This window comes from Psychrobacillus sp. INOP01, assembly GCF_018140925.1.
Classification (GTDB): domain Bacteria; phylum Bacillota; class Bacilli; order Bacillales_A; family Planococcaceae; genus Psychrobacillus.
The window spans coordinates 1,894,712-1,916,154 of record NZ_CP073315.1 but is presented as its reverse complement, the minus strand read 5'-3'; the positions used below and the strand labels follow the sequence as shown (position 1 = coordinate 1,916,154).

Here is a 21,443-nt window from a genome sequence, read left to right as displayed (position 1 = left end):
AAGAGTTTTTTTATGTAAGAAAAAATACTTTTCAATATAGCGTAGTTTCCTTTATGATGAAATAAAAAAGTGAGGTGGCCGATATGGGTGAGATATTAACTTATGGGGGTGTGACCTTACGTCCGCTACTAGTTTCGGATCGTGGGCTATTGTGGGAACTGTATGAACCGGAAATATTTGAATATATGTTAAATAAGATTGAAAGCAAAGAGCAGCTTGAACAATGGTTGGATGCTGGAATTTATCAAATGAATGTGGCAAAAACTGCTTTGGCATTTGTAGTAGAAAATACAGATACGAAAGAAATTATGGGTACCACTCGTATATATGGGTTGGATCATACAAATTATAGCTGCGAGATAGGCTCTACTTTCTATGGGAAACAATATCAGCGTACTCACGTAAATACAACATCTAAGTATTTACTGTTAAAGTATTGCTTTGAGGAAATAGGTATGATTCGAGTTCAGTTTAAAACAGATGAATTGAATCTGTCTTCTCAACGGGCAATCGAACGAATTGGCGGTAAAAAAGAGGGTATACTGCGTAATGAACGAATACGATCTAACGGTTTTGTTCGAAATGCGGTTGTGTACTCTATCATAGATAGCGAATGGTCGGAAGTGAAATACAAGCTTGTTCAATTAATGAATAAATATTCGTAATTATGCTTGGTTGAGCCAAATACCCTTTAACATTTACAATAGGTGTAACAACTAAAGGGGGTATAAAATAATGAATAAATTAAATATATCAATTATAGGGGTTCCAATGGACCTTGGTCAAAATAGACGAGGCGTCGATATGGGGCCAAGTGCTATACGGTATGCGGGCGTAGTAGAAAGACTTCAGGAGCTTGGTCACTCTGTTGAGGATGCAGGGGACATTGCAATAGGAAGAAGAGAGGTATCTCAAAATTCTAAATTACGTAACCTGGAAGAAGTAGTTGCTGCGAATACAATACTTGCTAATCGAGTTCATGACATTATTGGTGAAGGTAATTTTCCGATAGTACTTGGTGGAGATCACAGTATTGCTATAGGAACACTTGCAGGCTTAGCTGATCGTTATGACAACCTGGGAGTCATTTGGTATGACGCACATGCTGATTTAAATACTGCTGAAACATCCCCTTCTGGAAATATCCATGGGATGCCACTTGCAGTAAGTATTGGATTAGGACATGAGGAGCTTGTGAATATCCGAGATTTTGCACCAAAGATTAAACCAGAAAATGTTGTGATTATTGGCGCTCGTTCAGTAGATCCTGGGGAACGTGAACTGATCAAAGAAAAAGGGATTAAAGTATTCTCCATGCATGAAATTGATAAACTTGGGATGTCAGAAGTGATGACCCAAACAATCCAGTATTTCCAAGATCGCAAGGTGGATGGGGTTCATCTTTCGCTCGATTTAGACGGTTTAGATCCATTATATACACCTGGGGTAGGAACTCCAGTGGCTGGAGGTATTTCTTACCGAGAAAGTCATTTAGCGATGGAAATGCTGTATGCTTCAAGTTTAATAACTTCAGCTGAATTCGTAGAAGTAAATCCAATTCTCGATGAAAAAAATAAAACAGCTGATGTAGCGGTAGGACTAATGGGGTCACTATTTGGGGAAAGTCTTGTATAATTTTGAATTAGTAAATTTGAAATAGACAAATAACATGCGGGGTAAATCCCTGATAAGAAAAAGCGGACACGTAGTCTGCTTTTTTCTTTTTGATAATCCACACAAAGATGGAAATGTTTGATAATATTAAGGTATAAAAAAAATGAAACCTGTTGATACCTTCATACGTATAGGTAAGACAGCCGCATGGAGCGGGGGCGAAATTACACGATGGATGCGTTAGTGAACAAACGTATAAAACAAATATTAAAGGGCGATAAAGACGCATTCGCGGAGATTGTCGACCTGTATCAGCATAGGTTATATCAAGTATGCTATAGGATGCTTGGTAACCGACATGAGGCAGAGGATATCGCTCAAGAAGCGTTTGTCCGTGCTTTTATTAATATTCATACATTTGATCAAAAAAGAAAGTTTTCAACTTGGCTGTATCGAATTGCAACAAATTTATGTATTGATCGTATACGGAAAAAGAAGCCGGATTACTATTTAGATGCGGAAGTAAGAGGTACAGAAGGACTTGATATGTATTCGCAAATAGCAGCGTCAGATGAACTTCCAGAAGAAGAACTCATGAAGCTTGAACTACAGGAGCGCATACAGTATGAAATTAGTAGACTTCCTGATAAATATAGATCAGCTATCGTTTTAAAATATATGGAAGAATTATCTCTGCAAGAAATAAGTGAGATATTAGATTTACCACTTGGAACAGTTAAAACAAGAATTCATAGAGGACGAGAAGCGCTTAGAAAACAGCTAAGCAGACAGCCTCATATCTAATATAGGAGGGAATCACGATGAATGCGTGTCCAGAACGAATTGTTCACTTTATGCACGAATATTTAGATGGTGAAATCAGCCGTGAACATGAGCTGGAACTTAAATCTCATTTGCAATCATGCAAGGTTTGTCAAGCTCATATGCATGAGTTAAGCAATGTTGTTGCTTTCGTCAAAGGAGCTGCTCATATAGAAGCGCCAAATGATTTCAATCATTCTGTTATAGCTAGGTTACCAAAAGAAAAGTCCCATGCAGGAGTAAGTAAATGGTTGCGACGCCATCCAGTTCTTGCAGCTGCTGCAATGTTCTTATTATTGATGAGTAGTGCACTTTTTACGAATTTTAATGATGAGAAGCAGTTCTCCTTTACTAAACAAGAAAATGTTATTGTGGAGGGAGAAACGGTTATTATACCCGAAGGACAAGTCGTTAAAGGCGATCTAATCGTTCGTAACGGGGATGTTCAGATTGATGGAGAATTAGATGGAAACTTAACCATTATCAATGGTTCTAAATATATGGCTTCTACTGCAGTAATTACCGGAACTAGTGAGGAAATCAATGAAGCGTTTGATTGGCTATGGTACAACATTAAAGATGGCGCGAAGGAAGTCGTCTCGTTCTTTGAAAAAGATGAGACAAAATAACGAAAAAGTCTATCCATATATATTTTGGATAGACTTTTTTGGTTCCAAAAGCGAGGGATTTTCGTAATTATGTTATACTTATTAAGAATGGATTAGTGATGAAAAGTGGGGGATGCCACATGTCGTTTATGGAGCAATTTACAGATCTAATGCCAGTAAACGTTATTGTAAATATTTTGGATGTTTTATTTGTATGGTTTGTTATTTATAAAGTTATTACCTTAATAAAAGGAACTAAAGCAGTCCAATTGTTAAAAGGAATTTTTGTCATTGTCATTGCCCGAGTTGTGACGGACTTTTTTGGCTTAAATACGCTTGATTGGTTATTGGATCGTGTAATTGAGTTTGGATTCTTAGCTATTATAATTATTTTTCAGCCAGAAATAAGAAGAGCCCTGGAACAGATTGGGAGAGGGAAGTTATTCTCTAGAAGCACAATGCAAGTCGAAGAAGAGCAAAGTCGACTTATTACAGCGATGACGAAATCGATTAGTTATATGGCTAAAAGACGAATCGGAGCACTCATCTCTATAGAGAGAGAAACTGGTTTGACAGATTATATTGAAACGGGTATCCCGTTAAACTCCTATATCACATCAGAGCTTCTTATTAATATATTCATACCGAATACTCCACTTCATGATGGGGCAGTTATTATACAAAAAGATACAATTGCTTCAGCAGCTTCCTACTTACCTTTGTCTGAAAGTCCTTTCATATCGAAAGAGCTAGGTACGAGGCATCGAGCTGCAATTGGCTTGAGTGAAGTGACGGATGCTATAACAATTGTTGTTTCAGAAGAAACTGGCGCAATTAGCTTAACCTCCAATGGTGATTTACGAAGAGATTTATCGATAGAGGAATTTGAGTCCCATTTAACTCGCCTTTGGTTCCCAACAGAGGAGCAAGTAACTTCTTCTAAATGGTTGTGGAGGGGGAAACAAAATGGATAAGATGATGAATAATCCATGGTTCTTGCGGATAATTGCACTAGTATTAGCAATTGCACTTTTTATAAGTGTGAAAAGTGAATTAGAAAGCGATAATACAAATGCAAGTAGCAAGGATGTTGATGTCATTCGTGATATACCTCTCGAGGTTTATTATGACGATGATAACCTGGTAGTTACCGGTCCACCAAAAACAGTTAACGTCAATGTAGAAGGTCCTAGACAATTGGTGTTATCGGCTAAGTTGATGAAAGATTTTAAAGTATTTGTGGATCTTCGAGAACTGGCTATAGGTACTCATCGAGTCCCGATTGCAACGGAAAATTTCCCGGAAAATTTAAATGTTCGAACAGATCCTGTATATGTGGATGTTGTGATTGAAGAGCGTATATCTCGAGAATTTAGCGTAGAAACAGACATGAATGAAAGCCTGTTAGCTGAAAACTATGTGGTGAAGTCCTATGAGGTGAAACCACAAAAAGTAATGATTACAGGAGCCAAAAGTGTTATTAATAGCATAGGTTATGTAAAAGCTACTATAGCAGGAGATCAAGGTATCAATAAGTCCTTTGAACAAGAAACAACTGTTAAGGTACTTGATCTAGACTTAAATAAGCTAGACGTTGTCGTTGAACCAAATTCTGTTCAAGTAAGTGTGAAAATAGAAGAGTATAGCAAAGAGGTACCGATAGCTCTAGTGAAACAAGGTAAACCCAAAGAAGGGGTCACCATAAATGGACTTACTACAAAGACAGAAAAAATTCGATTATATGGACCAAAATCAGTCCTTGATAAAATAGATCAGTTAAATGTCGATGTAGATATTAGTAAAATAGAAAAGTCTGGTAGCTTTGATATGAAATTAGCTGTACCAGAAGGGGTTACGAAATTATCAAAAGAAGCAATAGAGATTACAGGAGACGTTACAATTGCTTCTGACCCTGACGCGGAAGAAACGGATGAACAGGAAGAACCTGTTTCGACAATCACAGAAAAGTCATTTGACCAAGTAGCCATCACTGTAAGAGGACTACCAGATAATCTGGTAAGTAATTTCGAAAAACCAGCAGATGGCATCGTCTCGGTTGTTGCTAAAGGAACAGCAGAGGCTTTAGACAAGGTTCAATTGAACAATTTTTCTGTATACGTAGAAGCAACTAATTCCGTGGTGGGAGAAAGCGTGCTTTCTATCCAAGTAGAGGGTTCATCTGATATAAAGTGGGAAACTTCTGAACAGGAAGCAGTCCTCACGGTTAAAGAAGCTTAATAGATTGAACAACAGGTTTTTAAGGAGAGAAGAATAAATGGGAAAATATTTTGGTACAGATGGAGTTAGAGGCGTTGCAAACTCAGAGCTAACACCAGAACTTGCATTTAAATTAGGTAGAATTGGTGGATATATACTAACGAAGGAAGTAGCAGAACGTCCGAAAGTATTGATAGGTCGGGATACTCGTATATCCGGTCACATGCTTGAGGGCGCACTTGTGGCGGGTCTATTATCCGTTGGAGTTGAAGTAATGCGTTTAGGAGTTATTAGTACACCAGCTGTGGCCTATTTAACGAGAGCGATGAGTGCTAGTGCCGGTGTGATGATTTCTGCTTCTCACAATCCTGTGGCAGATAACGGCATTAAATTCTTTGGCTCGGACGGGTTTAAATTATCTGATGGACAAGAGGAAGAAATTGAACAGCTTTTAGATAGAGATATAGATGAATTACCACGTCCAATTGGAGCAGGTGTTGGATCGGTATCTGATTACTTCGAAGGCGGTCAAAAATATCTTCAATACTTGAAACAAACAATAGATGAAGAATTTGTAGGGATTCATGTGGCTCTCGACTGTGCAAATGGTTCAACATCGTCTCTTGGAACGCATGTATTTGCTGATTTAGATGCTGATCTATCCACAATGGGATCTTCACCAAATGGCTTGAATATTAATGATGGGGTAGGCTCTACACATCCAGAAAACTTAGCGAAGTTTGTTCTAGAAAAAGGAGCAGATGTTGGGCTTGCTTTTGATGGAGATGGAGATCGTCTGATTGCAGTAGATGAAAAGGGACAAATTGTAGATGGTGACCAAATTATGTATATTTGTGCCAAACATCTTCATGCAAATGGCCGTCTAAATAACGGGACAGTTGTTTCCACTGTGATGAGTAATATGGGCTTCTATAAAGCATTAGAAACACATGATATGGCAAGTGTTAAAACTGCGGTTGGAGATCGATACGTTGTAGAAGAGATGAAAAAGAATGGCTATAACCTAGGCGGGGAGCAGTCCGGCCATATCGTTTTTCTTGATTATAATACAACGGGTGATGGTCTATTAACTGGTTTACAGCTCGTGAATATTATGAAAATAACTGGGAAAAAACTTTCCGAGCTTGCTGCCGAAATGACGATTTACCCACAAAAGCTTATTAATGTTCGCGTAACGGATAAGCATGCTGTAACGGAAAATGAAAAAGTTGCAGCTATTATTAGTGAAGTAGAAAGTGAAATGGCTGGAAATGGTCGTGTGCTTGTCCGTCCATCTGGCACAGAGCCGTTAGTTCGCGTAATGGTAGAAGCAGCAACCGAAGAGGAATGCGAAAATTACGTAAACCGAATCGTAGAAGTTGTCAAAGCAGAGATGGGTCTAGAAGAATAAGTGTAGAAATCCGGCATACATGGTATGTCGGATTTTTTTATAGCTGTCCAGCTCTAGAACCTAGCCCTCGAGTCGTTTCAGAAAGTTGTATAAAGGCAAAAAAGGACGCCTTTACCGCCATGCCCCAACTCTTTTTCGTGCTGACACGTAGGCACTTGAGCATTTCTAATGTTTACAAGGGTAGTTTTAGTGGAATAGTAAGAGGGAACCAAACAACCTGAGGAGTGAGGAAATGGCTAAAGTAGCAACATTAATCACAAATATGTTTGAAGACGTAGAATACACAGGTCCAGCACAGGCACTAAACGATGCAGGGCATGAGGTATTTGCAATTGAAAAAGAAGCAGGTAAAGAGGTAACAGGTAAAAACGGCGAGACCACGGTGAAAATCGATTATGGCATTGACGAAGTGAAACCTGAAGACTTTGACGCATTATTTATACCTGGAGGATTTTCACCAGATATTTTACGAGCAGATGATCGATTTGTTCAATTTGCTAAGTATTTTATGGATGAAAAAAAACCAGTGTTCGCCATTTGTCATGGTCCACAATTACTCATCACGGCGAAAACATTGGATGGTCGAGACGCGACAGGATATAAGTCGATTAAAGTGGACTTAGAAAATGCCGGTGCAAAATTCCATGATGAAGAAGTATTTGTTTGCCAAAATCAATTAGTAACAAGCCGGAATCCCGATGATATTCCAGCGTTTAATAGAGAAATTGTTAAACTTTTAGGTTAATAAATTTATAATGCACCAAAAGGAGCATTGTCAGTTTATAGGAATATGCCCTTAAATTGTTGGGGAGAAATTGATTTGTAGGTCATTTGTAAGTAGAGAGCCATTACTTTTGTAATGGCTCTCTAAGTTGATTAAAACCTCCTGCACCCATTAAATTGACGAGCATACTATGAACATATATAATGTAGAAGTTGCTAATCTAGTATTGGTAACCGCGTAGAAATGGAGGAAAGGTAACGCGTAAAATATAGAAAACAATTATAGCGCCAGAGCTGAAGAAATTGGACGGAAAATCATCTTCAGCAGACGAGGTGGAGGTTATCGAAATTTCGGCGGATGCCTCCCGACCGTATTTGCCCGGTTGTTATTCTTTTTCATAAAACATTCGAGTGATCGAATGACAGGTGGAATAGAAGGCATTCTTAGCTTAATTGGCTACTACACGCCTTGTGTAGGGAGCTTATTTTGACATGAATGTAAACGGAGGAATTTAAATTATGTGTGGAATTGTGGGATATATTGGAGAAACTGATGCAAAAGAAATTTTATTAAAAGGGTTAGAGAAATTAGAATACCGAGGCTATGATTCAGCGGGTATTGCTGTCATAAACGAAGATGGAGTTATGGTGTTCAAAGAAAAAGGTCGCATTGCAGATTTACGCGATGTAGTAGATACAGAAGTTGGGGCTACTGTTGGAATTGGTCATACTCGTTGGGCAACGCATGGTGTTCCAAACCATGAAAATGCACATCCTCATCAAAGTACTACAAGACGTTTCACATTAGTGCATAATGGAGTAATTGAAAACTACCATTTGATGAAAAAAGCATATTTATCAGACGTAGAAATGGCTTCTGAAACAGATACGGAAGTAATTGTACAACTTATAGAGCGTTTTTCTAAAGATGGACTATCTACAATTGATGCACTTCGCAAAACATTGCATTTAATACATGGTTCGTATGCACTTGCTTTACTGGATAATGAAGACGAAGATACTATTTATGTGGCGAAAAACAAATCACCATTACTAGTAGGTGTTGGAGAAGGATTCAATGTTGTAGCTTCGGATGCAATGGCGATGCTTCAAGTAACAGAGCAGTATGTTGAGCTTCATGACCAAGAAATAGTGATCGTTCGCAAAGATTCTGTAGAAATTCAAACATTGGAAGGCACAAAAGTTGAACGTGCTCCATACAAAGCAGAGCTAGATATGAGCGATATTGAAAAAGGAACATATCCTCACTATATGTTAAAAGAAATCGATGAGCAGCCAGCTGTTATTCGTAAAATTATACAATCTTACCAAAATGAGCAAGGAGACCTTACAATAGATCCTGCCATTTTAAAAGCACTGCAAGATGCTGACCGCCTGTACATCATTGCAGCTGGAACAAGCTACCATGGTGGACTAATAGGGAAAGAATACTTTGAAAAAATTGCTGGTATCCCTGTAGAAGTGCATATTTCTAGTGAATTTGGCTACAATATGCCACTACTATCAGAAAAGCCAATCTTCATGTTCCTAACACAATCAGGAGAAACTGCAGATAGCAGACAAGTTCTTGTGAAGATAAAACAATTAGGGTACCCAACCATCACGATGACAAACGTACCGGGTTCTACTCTTTCCCGTGAAGCAGATCACACACTTTTACTTCATGCAGGTCCAGAGATTGCTGTTGCTTCTACTAAAGCATATGTAGCACAGGTTGCAGTATTAATGGTAACTGCTTCTGTATACGCACAATCTCAAGGGAAAACATTAGACTTTGATGTTGTGAAAGAATTAGGAATTGTAGCAAATGCTGTTCAAGCAATTGTAGATTCTAAAGAAGAGATGGAAGAAATCGCAAAAGAGTTTTTAGCAACTACTAGAAATGCGTTTTTCATTGGACGTAACGTAGACTTCTACGTCAGCCAAGAAGGTGCATTAAAGCTAAAAGAGATTTCGTATATCCAAGCAGAAGGTTTTGCTGGTGGAGAGCTAAAACACGGTACTATCGCTCTTATCGAAGAAGGTACACCAATCATTGCTTTAGCTACTCAACAAGCAGTAAGCCTAAATATTCGTGGTAACGTGAAAGAAGTAGTTGCTCGTGGCGCTAACCCATGTATCATAGCAATGGAAGGTCATGAGGAAGAAGGAGATCGCTACGTACTTCCAAAAGTAAACGAGCTCTTCGCTCCACTAGTAGCGGTAATTCCATTACAACTAATCAGCTATTTCGCAGCATTACACAGAGACTGTGACGTAGATAAGCCTAGAAATCTCGCGAAATCAGTGACTGTAGAATAATTTGGTTGTAGATTTAGGATAGATTTGTTGCTTTGAAATAAAGATTGATCATTTGTAATTAAGATTGATCATTCGTAATAAAGTTTGATTAAAATAACCTCTTCGGATATGATATCTGAAAGAGGTTATTTTTTGTTTTTTCAGTATATTTACTTTTAGAAATATTAGTTTAATTATTAATTTGGAGAAATTAACAAAGAATTTATGCAAAATGGAAATGTCGTTGAAAAAAATAAAAGAGATTGAATTAGAACTTAGAAAAATAACGTTATGTAAATAAAAAAGTAGAGGTGAATTATGTCCAAACGTAAACGTTCATCGTCGATTGATAAAAAGTTGAAAGACGGTCGCGGACAAGGATTAGGAACGGATTATAAGCCGTGGTACCGCTAAAGGAAGTTTCAGTAAGAAAGGTGACTTAATGTTAGAAAACAGGGTTTTTTATTGTCTACTAAATAAGAAAATAAAAAAGCCTTTAAAAGGCTTTTTTTAATGAGGTTATTAAGAGGTATATTCTTCTTATTGTTAAAGTAATTACTCATGCTAGTTTATATTCAAGACTAAAGTCTTGTAAATATGAACAATAAAATGAATATACTGAGATACATAAGCAAACGTTCACCTTTTTTGCCTTTTCGCTCAATTAATACCCCAAGACAAAATACAATTACTAAACTTACAAAAAGTGGATAGAATATATCACTCAATGTGAAACCTCCTAACTAATTACTTATTGATTTCTTATACTTTGATTAATCTCATATGCTTTTTCGATACTATTATGACCACCCGTAGACAAAGAGTACATACGTGCTGCGACGGCTGCTGCTGCTGTTCCTCCTCCAATTGCACCAACTATCGTAGGAACCGTAAGTACTGCTACTCCTAATGCCGCAAGTAATGCAGTAGCTTCAATAGCAATTTCAACTCTTGCACTAGCAATTGAGTCAGCTCTATTAATAAATGAAGATACTAACCCGCCTTGATCCGATACTAAATAATTATGTTTCATAAATACACTGCCAGCTACCGCTGCTCTAGGGTCTAAGCCGAAAGATTCAATTCCACCTGCTATATAACCTTTTATTTTACCAGAGTAAAGATAATATCCACCTCTTGAACTTTTATCATAATGCGTTATGTTATAAACTCCACCTGATGAAGCTAATGGAGTAATAACTTGTTGGTTACCATCTTCAGCAATGATCTTAGAATTCCTTATTTCCTCTTTATATTCATCATAACTTATTGTACCATTATTAAATTTATCAGCTAATGGTTTTAGAAATTTTAATTCTTAGTGAAAATGAATCACTTGTAGGAAATTCTGATTTAACTCCATCTATATATTCTAATACACCATTCTTGTAGGTAAATGTTGTAGTGTTTTTTTCTGTTTCTACTTCTTTACTGTCATAGAACTTAGTAGTGTTGATAGTATTCAATACAATTTCAGTAATTCCATTATCTTTTACTGTTTTAATTGTCTCATTTTGAATTGTTTCTAACCCTACTTCTTCGCCCGTTTCGACACTATTGATAGGGTAGTCAAATGTTTGTGTATCAGTAGTTACTTCGCCTTTAGATAATTGTTGTGCACTTACGCTACTAACACTAGTGAAAAACAAAACTGAGACAATAATCATAATAATCTTTTTCATCTTTTATAAACTCTCCTTTAGTTGTATATCTATTTTTATAAAATAATAGATAACGATTGATTTTTGCACTCTTTTACTCTTCAACATTTTTCTTCCTGCTAAAGTTCCTTCTTTTTCAATGGCTTAACTTCAATATAAAGTAAACTAATGTTAATATATACAGGATGATTCGCAAAATTGTGACAGATACAGTTCCTTGCTTCTAAAGTGTGATAATTATAGTAGATCCCCCCTAATTTATAATTAGGGGGGATCTACATGTTAATAATTATGGGATTAATAAATTTATTTTTTTCTTATTTCTCAAGTACAGTGAAGATACCACCTGGCGATTAAAAATCTAGATGGGAAAATAACAGAGTCATTAGTAAAATAGGATCTCTCCGAAAGAAATGTAAGCTATCAACATCTTGACCCATAATAAACACAAATATCTAGAAGAAAAACCGATTTTGTTAACTCTGTCTTAGCAAAAATATAATATTTATACCGCAATCGGTCGCGATTGTTTTAGAATTACTAGGTAGAAAATGATCAAACTTTATTATGAAAATCGCATAGTATTTCACAAAGAATTAACCCGTTTTGATCAATCATTTTTCAAAACGAGTTCTTATCATTTAACTTAAAATATGGATTTTGGGGATATTTTAGATCAAACTTTATTCCAAACCAACAAGATTTGTTCTTAGACAACTCACTCGTGATGTAAAACTGGTTAGGTATACTAACCAGTTTTTTTATTTGGTCATCTAAAATAATAAATATATCCCTCTCTATTTAGCAAAATCATTTGAACTAAGAATAATTAGCAAACTATGATATTAAAAAATGAAGATAAAATAATTTTCTACTACCACTGTCGTAAAAGATCCTAGGGATTTGCACAATAACAATGGTGTAGAAAGCCATTGTAGTGAATGTTCAAATGTTTGGTTTGAGGGGCATAATAGAGCCGTAGAACGAGAAAAAGAAAAGTGGTTTGAATATAACGAATTATCATTCTAATTGGATATGTTAATAACACGAAAAAACGCTTAGAGAATATTTCTCTGAGCGTTTATTTCTTTTCTTATTCAATTAAAGCATCCGTTAGCCATTATGCCACAGAGAATGAAAATGTTTGAGGAGTCAATACTAGTAGTCCACCGAAACCAAAAGTCGTATTGGTGTACGCTCTCATCTACGTTCTGTTCCCAGAACGGGGTAAAAAAATACCACAACCAGTAAGGCTGTGGCATTCCAAAATATAGAATTGCAAGAAGGTAGTTTGAAAACAATTAGTTTTGATTAAGTAAGATGCATTATTTTCTCAACGCTACAGCAGGCTCTGTACGAATTAAATTGTAGCTGGCTATTATGCTAATTACAATAACGACAACACCTGTGGAAAGTATTGATAATAAGATTTGTACTGGAGTAATGATAATCGCTAAATTGAATACCATGCCTACTAAATGAGTACAGCCAATGAGGGCAGCTTGAAAAATAACGGACATTACTGCTAAAAGTACGTTTTCACTGACAATTATTTTCCGTACTGTTGCTTTATTATATCCTAAAGCAGACAGCAGCCCGATTTCCCTGTATCTTGAATTTTGTAGTTTGATAAGTAGTACAGTACTGATAAACAAACCAATTGCTAAAATTAAAATGGAAACAATTGAGAACAAACGGCTAAGATTGTTAAATGTACTTTGCAAAGTTTCTACTTCTTTTGCTGAATTTTTACTGTCAATTTTTTTGTCAGCAAGCATTTGACTTACGGATACAATATCTTCAAAGTCTTTTACATCATAATTAATGGAGTAGCGTTTTTCACCTTCTACATTTTCATAAAACGCTTGTTCAATATCGGAGCTTACAAAGAAATCATCATAACCTGCGTTATAAATACCGCTGATAGTAAGCGTATATTCTTTGTCACCATAATTTAGAGTGAGTTCTTTCCCAAGCATATTACTAATATCATTTTCAAACTTTTTAGCTAGGCTCGGACTAAGTGCTATTTCATTTTCACCTGTTTTTGGCATAGCACCGTATGACATATGTTCAGTAGCCTTTGCCATAGGATATTTTTCTAACAAAGCTTCCGTTTTATCGCCTAACCTTAAAGAAACATCCTTGATTTTGTATTGATAATAAACATTTCCTATCCGTTCATCAGCATTCAATATGTCAAAAACTGTTCCATCATCATCCTCCCCTTTAATATACCCATTGTTATAGGCGGTGTTATTATCCTGAAAATCCGAAATAGCCTTGTCTATACTATTCCCCGAGGATAATGACAACATAAATGCAAGGATACCGATGGAGATTGCCAAACTGATAGCAATATAGCGTGTGATATGCACTTTAAAGTTCTTAAGTCCTCGCTTGAACGCCGATACTTTGACGGCCTTTTTTAAACTAAGTGTATGATTACTAGTAATATCAGTTCGAGTATCGATATTACTAGTAATCAGTTTTCCATTTTCGATATGAACAACTTCATCCGCAAGGCTACAAATCTTTTGATCATGCGTAATAACAATAACTAAACGATCTTTTGAAATCTCTTTTAAAAGTGCCATAATTTCATTGGAGTTATTACGATCTAATGCTCCTGTCGGTTCATCTGCCAATATAATATGAGGATTACTAATGATCGCTCTTGCAATAGCAACCCTTTGCTTTTGACCGCCCGAAAGATTTTCGATTTTTTCATCTATCTTTTGTGATAATCCTAGTTTATCTAGAAGTTCTTTAGCATTTTCTCTATTTTCCGCTTCACTTGAAGTATTTAGTGCACAAGAAAGCAAAATGTTTTCAAATACAGTATATCCGCTTAAAAGATGATAGTTTTGAAAGATAAACCCGATATTATCTCTGCGATAGTTACACAATTCATCTGCGTTCATATTGCTGATCGAAGTACCACAAACCGTAATATCACCGCTGTAATCGCTATCGAAGCCTGCTACCATGTTAAGTAAAGTGCTTTTACCGGAACCCGATGGACCTAAGAGGCAAACAAGTCCTTCGCTCGGAAAGTTCAAACTTGTATCATCCAGAATAAGTGAATCATCATATTTTTTTGTAAGTTTTTTTATTTCGATCACTATTTGTCACCTGTCTTTAAAGCTGTAGTTATATTCGTCTTTAGAATGGCAACAGCAGTTGTAAAGTAAGCAAATACTCCCACTAAAGCAATCAATAGCGCGCCAGACAGCAACATTTTTGAATTTAGAATACTTGCGTTAAACAAGGACTCGGTCGCCATATTGATAAGAGGTGATGTAACAAGCATGATTAGAATTGCTGTAAAGACTTCTGTTAACTTTTCAATCAAGTTGAGTAAACTCAGATGGGCATTTTTAAAGCCGCTAACTTTATAAATTGCATATTCTCTTTTTCTCATAAAACCTGTGATCAGGGAAATAGCAATAACCATAACGACAGCCAAAATCCCTATGAATATACTTGCTGATCCTGACTGTTCGGTTGTTTGCTCATTTAATCTAACAATATCCTCAACAAGTTCAAATTGTCCAAGAGGTACAATGCCTTTTTCGTTAAGCTCGTCTTTAATGGCAATCATATCAGTTGGCGTCTTTGCTCGAATAAGAAAATCCATTGCTTCATTTTCAATTCCTGCTTGTCTTCTCAAATGATCAAGTGCAGCTTTGCTGAAGAAGAAAGAGTCATCAACGTTAAACTCCATCATTTCCCCTTCAATTTCATAGTAGGCAGTATTATCAGCAACACCTACTATTTTTGCGGTAATGGATGCGTCTTTTAAAACAGGAGCACTTGTGTCCCAATTGTAAATAGCGCTGCTAAAATCAATTTCTTTGCCGATTGCTTGATCGTTTGATATGCCCAAAGTTTTAACAAAACTTTCTGGAACAACAACCTCATTTTCTTTACCTGTCGGCATATTTCCTGCTACCAACTTATTTATTGTAGGTACATTACCTGTTCCTTGTATTTGATATTCTTTTCCACTAACAGTTACTTTTATATTATCAAACGCTTGTAAAAAAACAGTAAAATCAACGCGCTCATCGCTTACATATTGATCATATAAACCACCAATATCCTGTGATACATCTGCGTTCGGCTTTTCTTCTTGATTATCGCCGGTTCCTGCTCCACTGGTAAAACTGTCAATTATACTAATATCTGTAAGTCGTTCACCATAAGTATCAATCAGTTTGTCAAAATCACCTTGACTGCTGCCCTTGATTGTCCCGCTTAAAGTTGTAAGCAAAAGAATACCTGCAATCATTAGAGAAAGGGCTGATACTAGGAATCGACCAAATTTACTTTTAACAGTCGATTTAGTCATTGCAAAAGCGTTATTAATCGATAAGCGATGACTTTCACCGTATGTGATTTTTTCTGTTTTCGTTACATTTTTTTGTGGGAATGCAGTCGTTTCTTCCTCATCTAAGTCTATAACGTTTGATTTATGATCAATTAAATTGGTATCGTGGGTTACAACTATAACAGTCCTGTCTTTAGAAATAGCTTTCAGAATATCCATTGTTGTTTTTGCGTTTTTTTCGTCCAAGGCACTTGTTGGCTCGTCCGCAATAATAACCCGCGGATTTTTCATTAGTTCTCTAGCGATGGCAACACGCTGTTTTTGTCCACCGGAAAGATTTTTCACTTTTAGATGTGCAAAGTTAAAAATTCCAAGGTCTTTTAAAATCTTTTCAGCGTTCTTATGATTTTGTTTATCCTTTAGATACTGTGGTAACAACACATTGTCTAAAACGGATAAGTCTTCGAGCAAATTAAAATCCTGCCAAACAAATCCGAAAATGTTGTTGTAAAAATAGCTTTTTTCATTAGAGGTTAATGCTTTCATATTCTTTCCACAATAGTAAACTTCGCCACCGAAATCTTGTTCCATACCACTGATGATTTTCAATAGAGTTGTTTTACCACTACCCGAAGCACCAACTATAAAATTCAATCCTTTTCCCATTGTAAAGGAAATATTATTCAAAGCGAATTCGCCGTTATATTGTTTGGATACATTTTTAATTTCAAACATTTATTTACTCCTATCTACTATTTGAGTTTTTCTTCATTTAAATAAATACTTATTGTATAAGACGAGCTAAATTTGCAATAAGCGATTGCAGAGAGGCTTTGTATAGATGATTATTAAATAGATAGCTGACTCAACGGGGAAGCTACTTACGAGCTTTTATATGAAGTAAATAGCAGATTGTTTGTTGTTCAGATGAGGTCATAAAAAAATTCTAACGAATGACTGCACTAGGATAATCACGTAGCACAGATTTCGTTAGAAGATTTTTTGCTTTGACACTTACACAGAATTTTACTAATAACATGTTTGTATTAGCATTATTCGAATGGTCAACCAAAATATAGCCTGTAGTCTCATGCAGAAGTAATTAGATTATTTTTTTGACGCTTCTACTGATGGTGTAGATTCTACTACTGGTGTTGATTTTGTTTCAAGTCCTGCTTGTTTTTCATGTGCAGCTATTTCTTCAGGCGTTGCTTTTGTAGCCTCTGTTGCTTTTACTGCTGGTGTCGATTTCACTGAATCTGTCATTTCTACTGCTGGTGTCGATACCTCTTTTGAATCATTTGAAGAAGCTAAAGCTGATCCTGCCATTACTGAAACTCCTAATGTTACTGCACCTATTAATAATACTTTTTTCATTTCTAATTCCTCCTAATTATTATTCGATATGGGATGTTGTTTCCCACATACTTAATTTAACTAATGAATGTGACCGCAATATGACGACTTAGAACTTATTGTGGTAAGTTAATTACAAAGTAATGTAGAAAGGGTGTGTTATAGTGAAGCGCATCTTACTTATTGAGGATGAATTGCCAATTGCGCAGTTATTAAAAGTATATTTGGAGAGAAATGATTTTTCGGTTTTGTACGACCTAGGTGATGGTGATGTAATTCAAAATTTTTTAAATTATAACCCTTCATTGGTACTTTTGGATTTGATGTTGCCTCAAAATGATGGGCTAGAAATTTTAAAGCAAATCCGTCAATATGGTAGTTGTCCAGTTATTATCCTAACGGCTAGAGGAAGTGTCCCCGAACGATTAGCAGGGCTTGGACAAGGGGCTGATGATTATATCACAAAGCCATTTGATCCTGAGGAAGTTGTTGCTCGAGTACAAGCCGTATTACGCCGCTCCTCGCATTTAGAAGATAATGAAATTATCAGATTAGGGCATCTTGTCATAAATTTTACTACTCGTACAGCTTCTTTTTTTGATGAGTTAATTCCTTTGTCACCACGTGATTGGGGACTGCTTGCCTTTCTAGGACAACATCCTAATCAGTGCTTTACTCGCGAACAACTATTGGATTCAGTATGGGGTATGAATTATGATGGTGCAGATAGAGCAGTAGATGCTTCCATTAAAAGAATCCGTCAACACTTACGTGATTGGTCAACTAATGAAGGAGAAATTAAGACAGTACGCGGAATGGGGTATATGCTATATGTCAACTAACTTACCTTCTGGCAATAGTATCCCTTTACTGCGTTTTTGGACCCGTAGATATGCAGGAGTACTAATAGCGATTCTTATATTTTTAGGGATTATCGCTGGTGTATGGATAAAGGTAAACGAAAATCAACAAAGTTTTCAATTACTACAGACTAGAGCGGAACAACTAAGCGTTTCGTATATACGCTCTACGGAAGTATTACAATCACAACCAAGTTCTAGCCAGGATGAATTACATATTCCACCTTCTACACCAGCCGTACCTGTTACACCCGCTACGCTAGCTACACCGGCGGAAATAGTGCGCCCAGTTGCGCAAGATTTTATGCAAATTTTTACTGAAGAAGGACATAATCTTATTAACTTTTCTAGTCTAGATATATCATTATCCGAGACTCTTGCTGAAACACCTACTACTATAGAAAGTGTGCTAGGCGGTAATTCAACTAAAGAAAAAGTCAAAATCAAGGAGAGTACATGGCTACGTGTAGGCATCCCTCTAAGTAAAGAGGGCGAAGTGATAGGAGCTTTATATTTAAGTACCCCTTCACCGGAAATATTTTTAGATAATATCGAAACTTATGGCTTTCTCGTACTAATTATCTTAGGAATCGCATTTGGAGGTTGGCTTGTAATTTATCACCTTTCAAGAAAATTAATTCTTCCATTACATCAATTAACTGAAGCTGCGAGACAAGTCTCAGAAGGAGATTACTCTCCGAACCTACCATCCACAACGAAAGTAAAAGAAGCCGAACTACAACAACTATTTTCTTCTTTTGAAGTGATGACAAAGCGTCTGCAACAACTTGAACAAATGAGAACAGATTTACTTGCGGGAGTTTCTCACGAATTAAGAACCCCTATTACTTCGATACGTGGTATGTTACAAGCCGTCCAAGGAGGCATTGTCATAGGAGAAACAGCAGATCAATTTTTAGTAACAACATTGGAAGAAGCTAAGCGAATGCAAAAAATGGTGGAAGACTTATTAGATTTTGCATCATTAGAATCTAGTGCAATTCATGGAGAATTCGTATTATTATCCCTATCAGAGGTAGTAGAAGAGGCAATTCAACAAGTTCATGCCATAGAAAATTTTAAAAATATAGACATAGATGTCTCTCCTTCGATCAAACCACTGAAAATAGTAGCTGATCGGGGGCAGCTTAAGCAGGTTTTGCTTAATCTTTTAATGAATAGTGCAGGAGCAGAGGCAAATAAAATCACTTTAAACATTACAATTGAAGACAAAAAGCTGAACCTTGATATTTTAGATAATGGTAAAGGGATTGCAACGCCGGAAATTCCGTATATTTTTGAACGCTATTATAGAGGAGACAGTAAACGAAAGAAGAAGCAAGGATTAGGACTCGGGTTACCTTTAAGTCGACTACTTGCTGAAGCTAATAATTGTGAATTGCTCTTAGTATCAACCACCCCACATGAAACTATATTTCGTCTCATTATACCTATTGAATAATCTATTAAGTGTGAATTAATTGCCTACAATATCTTGATGTTGTCAGTACAAAAAAAGGAATTTTCATTTCACTAATTGCAGACAACTCAGTGTTGAAGTAAAAATAGGTAGTATAAACAAAAGTAAAACCTCTCTAACTTAGGAAAATTTAGAGGGGTTCTTTATGCTAAGTAAAATTCTTCTCTTAATAGATGGCTAGGTCATATAAGGTTAATCATCTATTAACCAAGGGTAATAAAGATAAAACAATTATGTTTAGAGAGTATTTACCTATATTCTGAAGTCCCCCAACTAGTAAAAAAAACCACATGCTGAATTCAGATATTATGGATACAACATGTGGTTTATTTCTTTGGAACAGGAGTGACTATTCAATAGTTATCTTTTAATTAGTGTTTTAAATTTCTTTGTCTTGTTTTTTTACAATTTTATCGTCATCTGATAAAAGATCCCTAGTTGAGTTTTTAAACTCTCTTAATGTTGAGCCAAATGCTTTCCCTATTTCTGGTAACTTTGATGGGCCAAAAACTATTAGAGCTATTATCAAAACCAATATCAACCCTGGAATCCCTAAGTTTTGAATCATGATATCCTCCAATCATCTTATTAATTTTACATGGACAATGGTATTACTACTAAGTTATTTATCGAAATAGTCGATTAATACAACGCTTTTCCCAAGCTCTTTTAAACCTTTATTTATTTTAGCAATCGTTGAAAAATTGGGAAAGTAATTTGGGTTGTTGCATAATTTAGCAATTGTTGTATAACTGATGCCAGAAGCTTTTGCTAGAACATAGATATTTATATCTTCTTGATCATCTAGCCAAACCCCAAAATTACTCTTTTTTTTATGGATATTTCTTTTCAAATTTCTTCACTCCAGGGTGATTTAATATTTAACAAAAAAAGCTGTAAGATACATAATCAGTAAACCTATCGTAAAGCCACATAAATTTAACAAAGAAGCAACTGGTTCCAAATGTTTCTTGTGTTCGTTTATCAACATTTTAGTTATCACAAATATTACTTGTAAAATGGCACCGGCACCAATCCCTAAGAATAGAGCTCCTAGAATTGGTGAAAAAATAAAACCACCAAACCAAGTTCCTAAGATTGCAGGGGTGCCCGCTATTATGCCAAGTAATACAAAGTCTCGAATTCGTGGACTAGTTTTTAGTAAAGGGGCAGCTATTCCTATACCTTCTGTAATATTATGAAGGGTAAATCCAATGATTAAAAATGTTCCTAAGGCAGCTTCACCTAGAGAAAAAGATGTTCCTATGGCCAAACCTTCGCCAAAGTTATGAAGCCCAATACCTATAGCCATTAACAAAGAAATATTAAGAGGTGAAGAAACGTGCTTATCTTGCTTCTTTTGCTGATACTGATCAAATCCAATTAAAAACAGGAAAGTTAGCAATGCTCCTAGAATAACCACCATATTTCCTTGTAAAACTACAGGGGCTGCGGCGCCAATCTCAAAGCCATCCACCAAAGTTCCGATAAATAAAAACAGAAGTAATCCAACGGTAAGAGCAAGAATTGCGTTAATCCATTTTCGGGAGAAACGTTTCATAAATGGGTACCACAATAATCCTAAAGTAATTGGAACAACCCCTACATAAAAACCGATGAACCCATAATTAAGGAAATTACTCAAACTTCTTTCAGGTGTACGTGTAGCAGCTGCAATTTGAGCCTCTGTAATAATCCCATTTTCGGTTATTAGCTTTATTGTATGTGGATCTCCATATACCCAAGGATAATTGATGGTTACTGTTCCTTCCTCAAAACGTTTAAATGTTTCAGAAGGAGTAACACTAAAATTCCACAATGAATCATTAACTATGACTTGAGATATCGTAATAGCTTCTGGACCTGTATTACTAATGGATAACTCGAATCCGTTATTAGTTGTTTTTATACGTTCAATATTTAATACCTCTATTGGTGCAGCAGGATCTTTTTCAATACCAGCCCCATTTATCATCACCCATGCTACTACTGCGATAAGTAGCAATAGAGGTATTAATCCTGAAATTAACCATTTAACCTTCATTTTAGAACCTCCT

At 36.1% G+C, this 21,443-nt stretch carries 19 protein-coding genes; 11 read left to right on the top strand and 8 right to left on the bottom strand.

What is annotated here, in order from left to right; translation table 11 throughout:
* Positions 1–83 precede the first annotated feature (83 nt).
* From KD050_RS09665 to glmS, 9 genes are all read left to right on the top strand, one after another.
* Complete coding sequence (locus KD050_RS09665) at positions 84–665, top strand: GNAT family N-acetyltransferase (protein WP_211895955.1); 582 nt, start codon at positions 84–86, stop codon at positions 663–665.
* A 70-nt stretch (positions 666–735) separates the two neighbouring features.
* The gene (rocF, locus tag KD050_RS09660) at positions 736–1,635 is read left to right on the top strand and encodes an arginase (RefSeq protein ID WP_211895954.1); all 900 of its coding nucleotides are present in this window, start codon (positions 736–738) and stop codon (positions 1,633–1,635) included.
* A 210-nt stretch (positions 1,636–1,845) separates the two neighbouring features.
* Entirely contained in the window at positions 1,846–2,418 is a 573-nt protein-coding gene (sigW, locus tag KD050_RS09655; RefSeq protein ID WP_211895953.1) for an RNA polymerase sigma factor SigW, read from the top strand.
* A 17-nt stretch (positions 2,419–2,435) separates the two neighbouring features.
* Positions 2,436–3,065, top strand: coding sequence for a zf-HC2 domain-containing protein (locus KD050_RS09650; protein WP_211895952.1), 630 nt, complete (start codon positions 2,436–2,438; stop codon positions 3,063–3,065).
* A 119-nt stretch (positions 3,066–3,184) separates the two neighbouring features.
* Positions 3,185–4,018 (top strand): diadenylate cyclase CdaA, encoded by an 834-nt coding sequence (gene cdaA, locus KD050_RS09645; RefSeq protein ID WP_211895951.1) that lies wholly within the window; start codon positions 3,185–3,187, stop codon positions 4,016–4,018.
* Entirely contained in the window at positions 4,011–5,282 is a 1,272-nt protein-coding gene (locus tag KD050_RS09640) for a CdaR family protein (RefSeq protein ID WP_211895950.1), read from the top strand. Before cdaA ends, KD050_RS09640 begins: the two co-directional genes overlap by 8 nt.
* 37 nt (positions 5,283–5,319) lie before the next feature.
* On the top strand, positions 5,320–6,672 hold the full coding sequence (gene glmM / locus KD050_RS09635) for a phosphoglucosamine mutase (protein WP_211895949.1): 1,353 nt from the start codon (positions 5,320–5,322) through the stop codon (positions 6,670–6,672).
* Between the two features lie 232 nt (positions 6,673–6,904).
* Positions 6,905–7,417, top strand: a complete 513-nt coding sequence (locus KD050_RS09630; protein WP_211895948.1) for a type 1 glutamine amidotransferase domain-containing protein — start codon at positions 6,905–6,907, stop codon at positions 7,415–7,417.
* Positions 7,418–7,914: 497 nt separating this feature from the next.
* Positions 7,915–9,717 (top strand): glutamine--fructose-6-phosphate transaminase (isomerizing), encoded by a 1,803-nt coding sequence (glmS, locus tag KD050_RS09625; protein WP_211895947.1) that lies wholly within the window; start codon positions 7,915–7,917, stop codon positions 9,715–9,717.
* A 730-nt stretch (positions 9,718–10,447) separates the two neighbouring features.
* Here the strand turns inward: glmS and KD050_RS09620 are convergent.
* From KD050_RS09620 to KD050_RS09600, 5 genes are all read right to left on the bottom strand, one after another.
* Positions 10,448–10,729, bottom strand: a complete 282-nt coding sequence (locus KD050_RS09620) for a hypothetical protein (protein ID WP_211895946.1) — start codon at positions 10,727–10,729, stop codon at positions 10,448–10,450.
* Between the two features lie 256 nt (positions 10,730–10,985).
* A complete protein-coding gene (locus KD050_RS09615) occupies positions 10,986–11,378 on the bottom strand; it encodes a hypothetical protein (RefSeq protein WP_211895945.1) in 393 nt (130 codons plus the stop codon).
* A 1,304-nt stretch (positions 11,379–12,682) separates the two neighbouring features.
* A complete protein-coding gene (locus KD050_RS09610) occupies positions 12,683–14,482 on the bottom strand; it encodes an ABC transporter ATP-binding protein/permease (RefSeq protein WP_211895944.1) in 1,800 nt (599 codons plus the stop codon).
* On the bottom strand, positions 14,482–16,425 hold the full coding sequence (locus tag KD050_RS09605) for an ABC transporter ATP-binding protein/permease (protein WP_211895943.1): 1,944 nt from the start codon (positions 16,423–16,425) through the stop codon (positions 14,482–14,484). Before KD050_RS09605 ends, KD050_RS09610 begins: the two co-directional genes overlap by 1 nt.
* 372 nt (positions 16,426–16,797) lie before the next feature.
* Positions 16,798–17,067, bottom strand: coding sequence for a hypothetical protein (locus KD050_RS09600; protein ID WP_211895942.1), 270 nt, complete (start codon positions 17,065–17,067; stop codon positions 16,798–16,800).
* A gap of 143 nt (positions 17,068–17,210) precedes the next feature.
* Between KD050_RS09600 and KD050_RS09595 the strand changes: the two genes are divergently transcribed.
* Both KD050_RS09595 and KD050_RS09590 read left to right on the top strand, forming a co-directional pair.
* Positions 17,211–17,888, top strand: coding sequence for a response regulator transcription factor (locus KD050_RS09595; protein WP_211895941.1), 678 nt, complete (start codon positions 17,211–17,213; stop codon positions 17,886–17,888).
* Positions 17,878–19,368, top strand: a complete 1,491-nt coding sequence (locus KD050_RS09590) for a HAMP domain-containing sensor histidine kinase (RefSeq protein ID WP_235753959.1) — start codon at positions 17,878–17,880, stop codon at positions 19,366–19,368. Before KD050_RS09595 ends, KD050_RS09590 begins: the two co-directional genes overlap by 11 nt.
* A 397-nt stretch (positions 19,369–19,765) precedes the next feature.
* Here KD050_RS09590 and KD050_RS09585 read toward each other — a convergent pair whose 3' ends face one another.
* From KD050_RS09585 to KD050_RS09575, 3 genes are read right to left on the bottom strand one after another with little or no spacing between them, the layout of a single operon-like run.
* Positions 19,766–19,954: a twin-arginine translocase TatA/TatE family subunit gene (locus KD050_RS09585; RefSeq protein ID WP_211895940.1), complete on the bottom strand. Its 189-nt coding sequence runs from the start codon at positions 19,952–19,954 to the stop codon at positions 19,766–19,768.
* Between the two features lie 54 nt (positions 19,955–20,008).
* Complete coding sequence (locus KD050_RS09580; RefSeq protein WP_211895939.1) at positions 20,009–20,239, bottom strand: helix-turn-helix domain-containing protein; 231 nt, start codon at positions 20,237–20,239, stop codon at positions 20,009–20,011.
* Positions 20,240–20,260: 21 nt separating this feature from the next.
* Positions 20,261–21,430: a ZIP family metal transporter gene (locus KD050_RS09575; RefSeq protein ID WP_211895938.1), complete on the bottom strand. Its 1,170-nt coding sequence runs from the start codon at positions 21,428–21,430 to the stop codon at positions 20,261–20,263.
* Positions 21,431–21,443 lie beyond the last annotated feature (13 nt).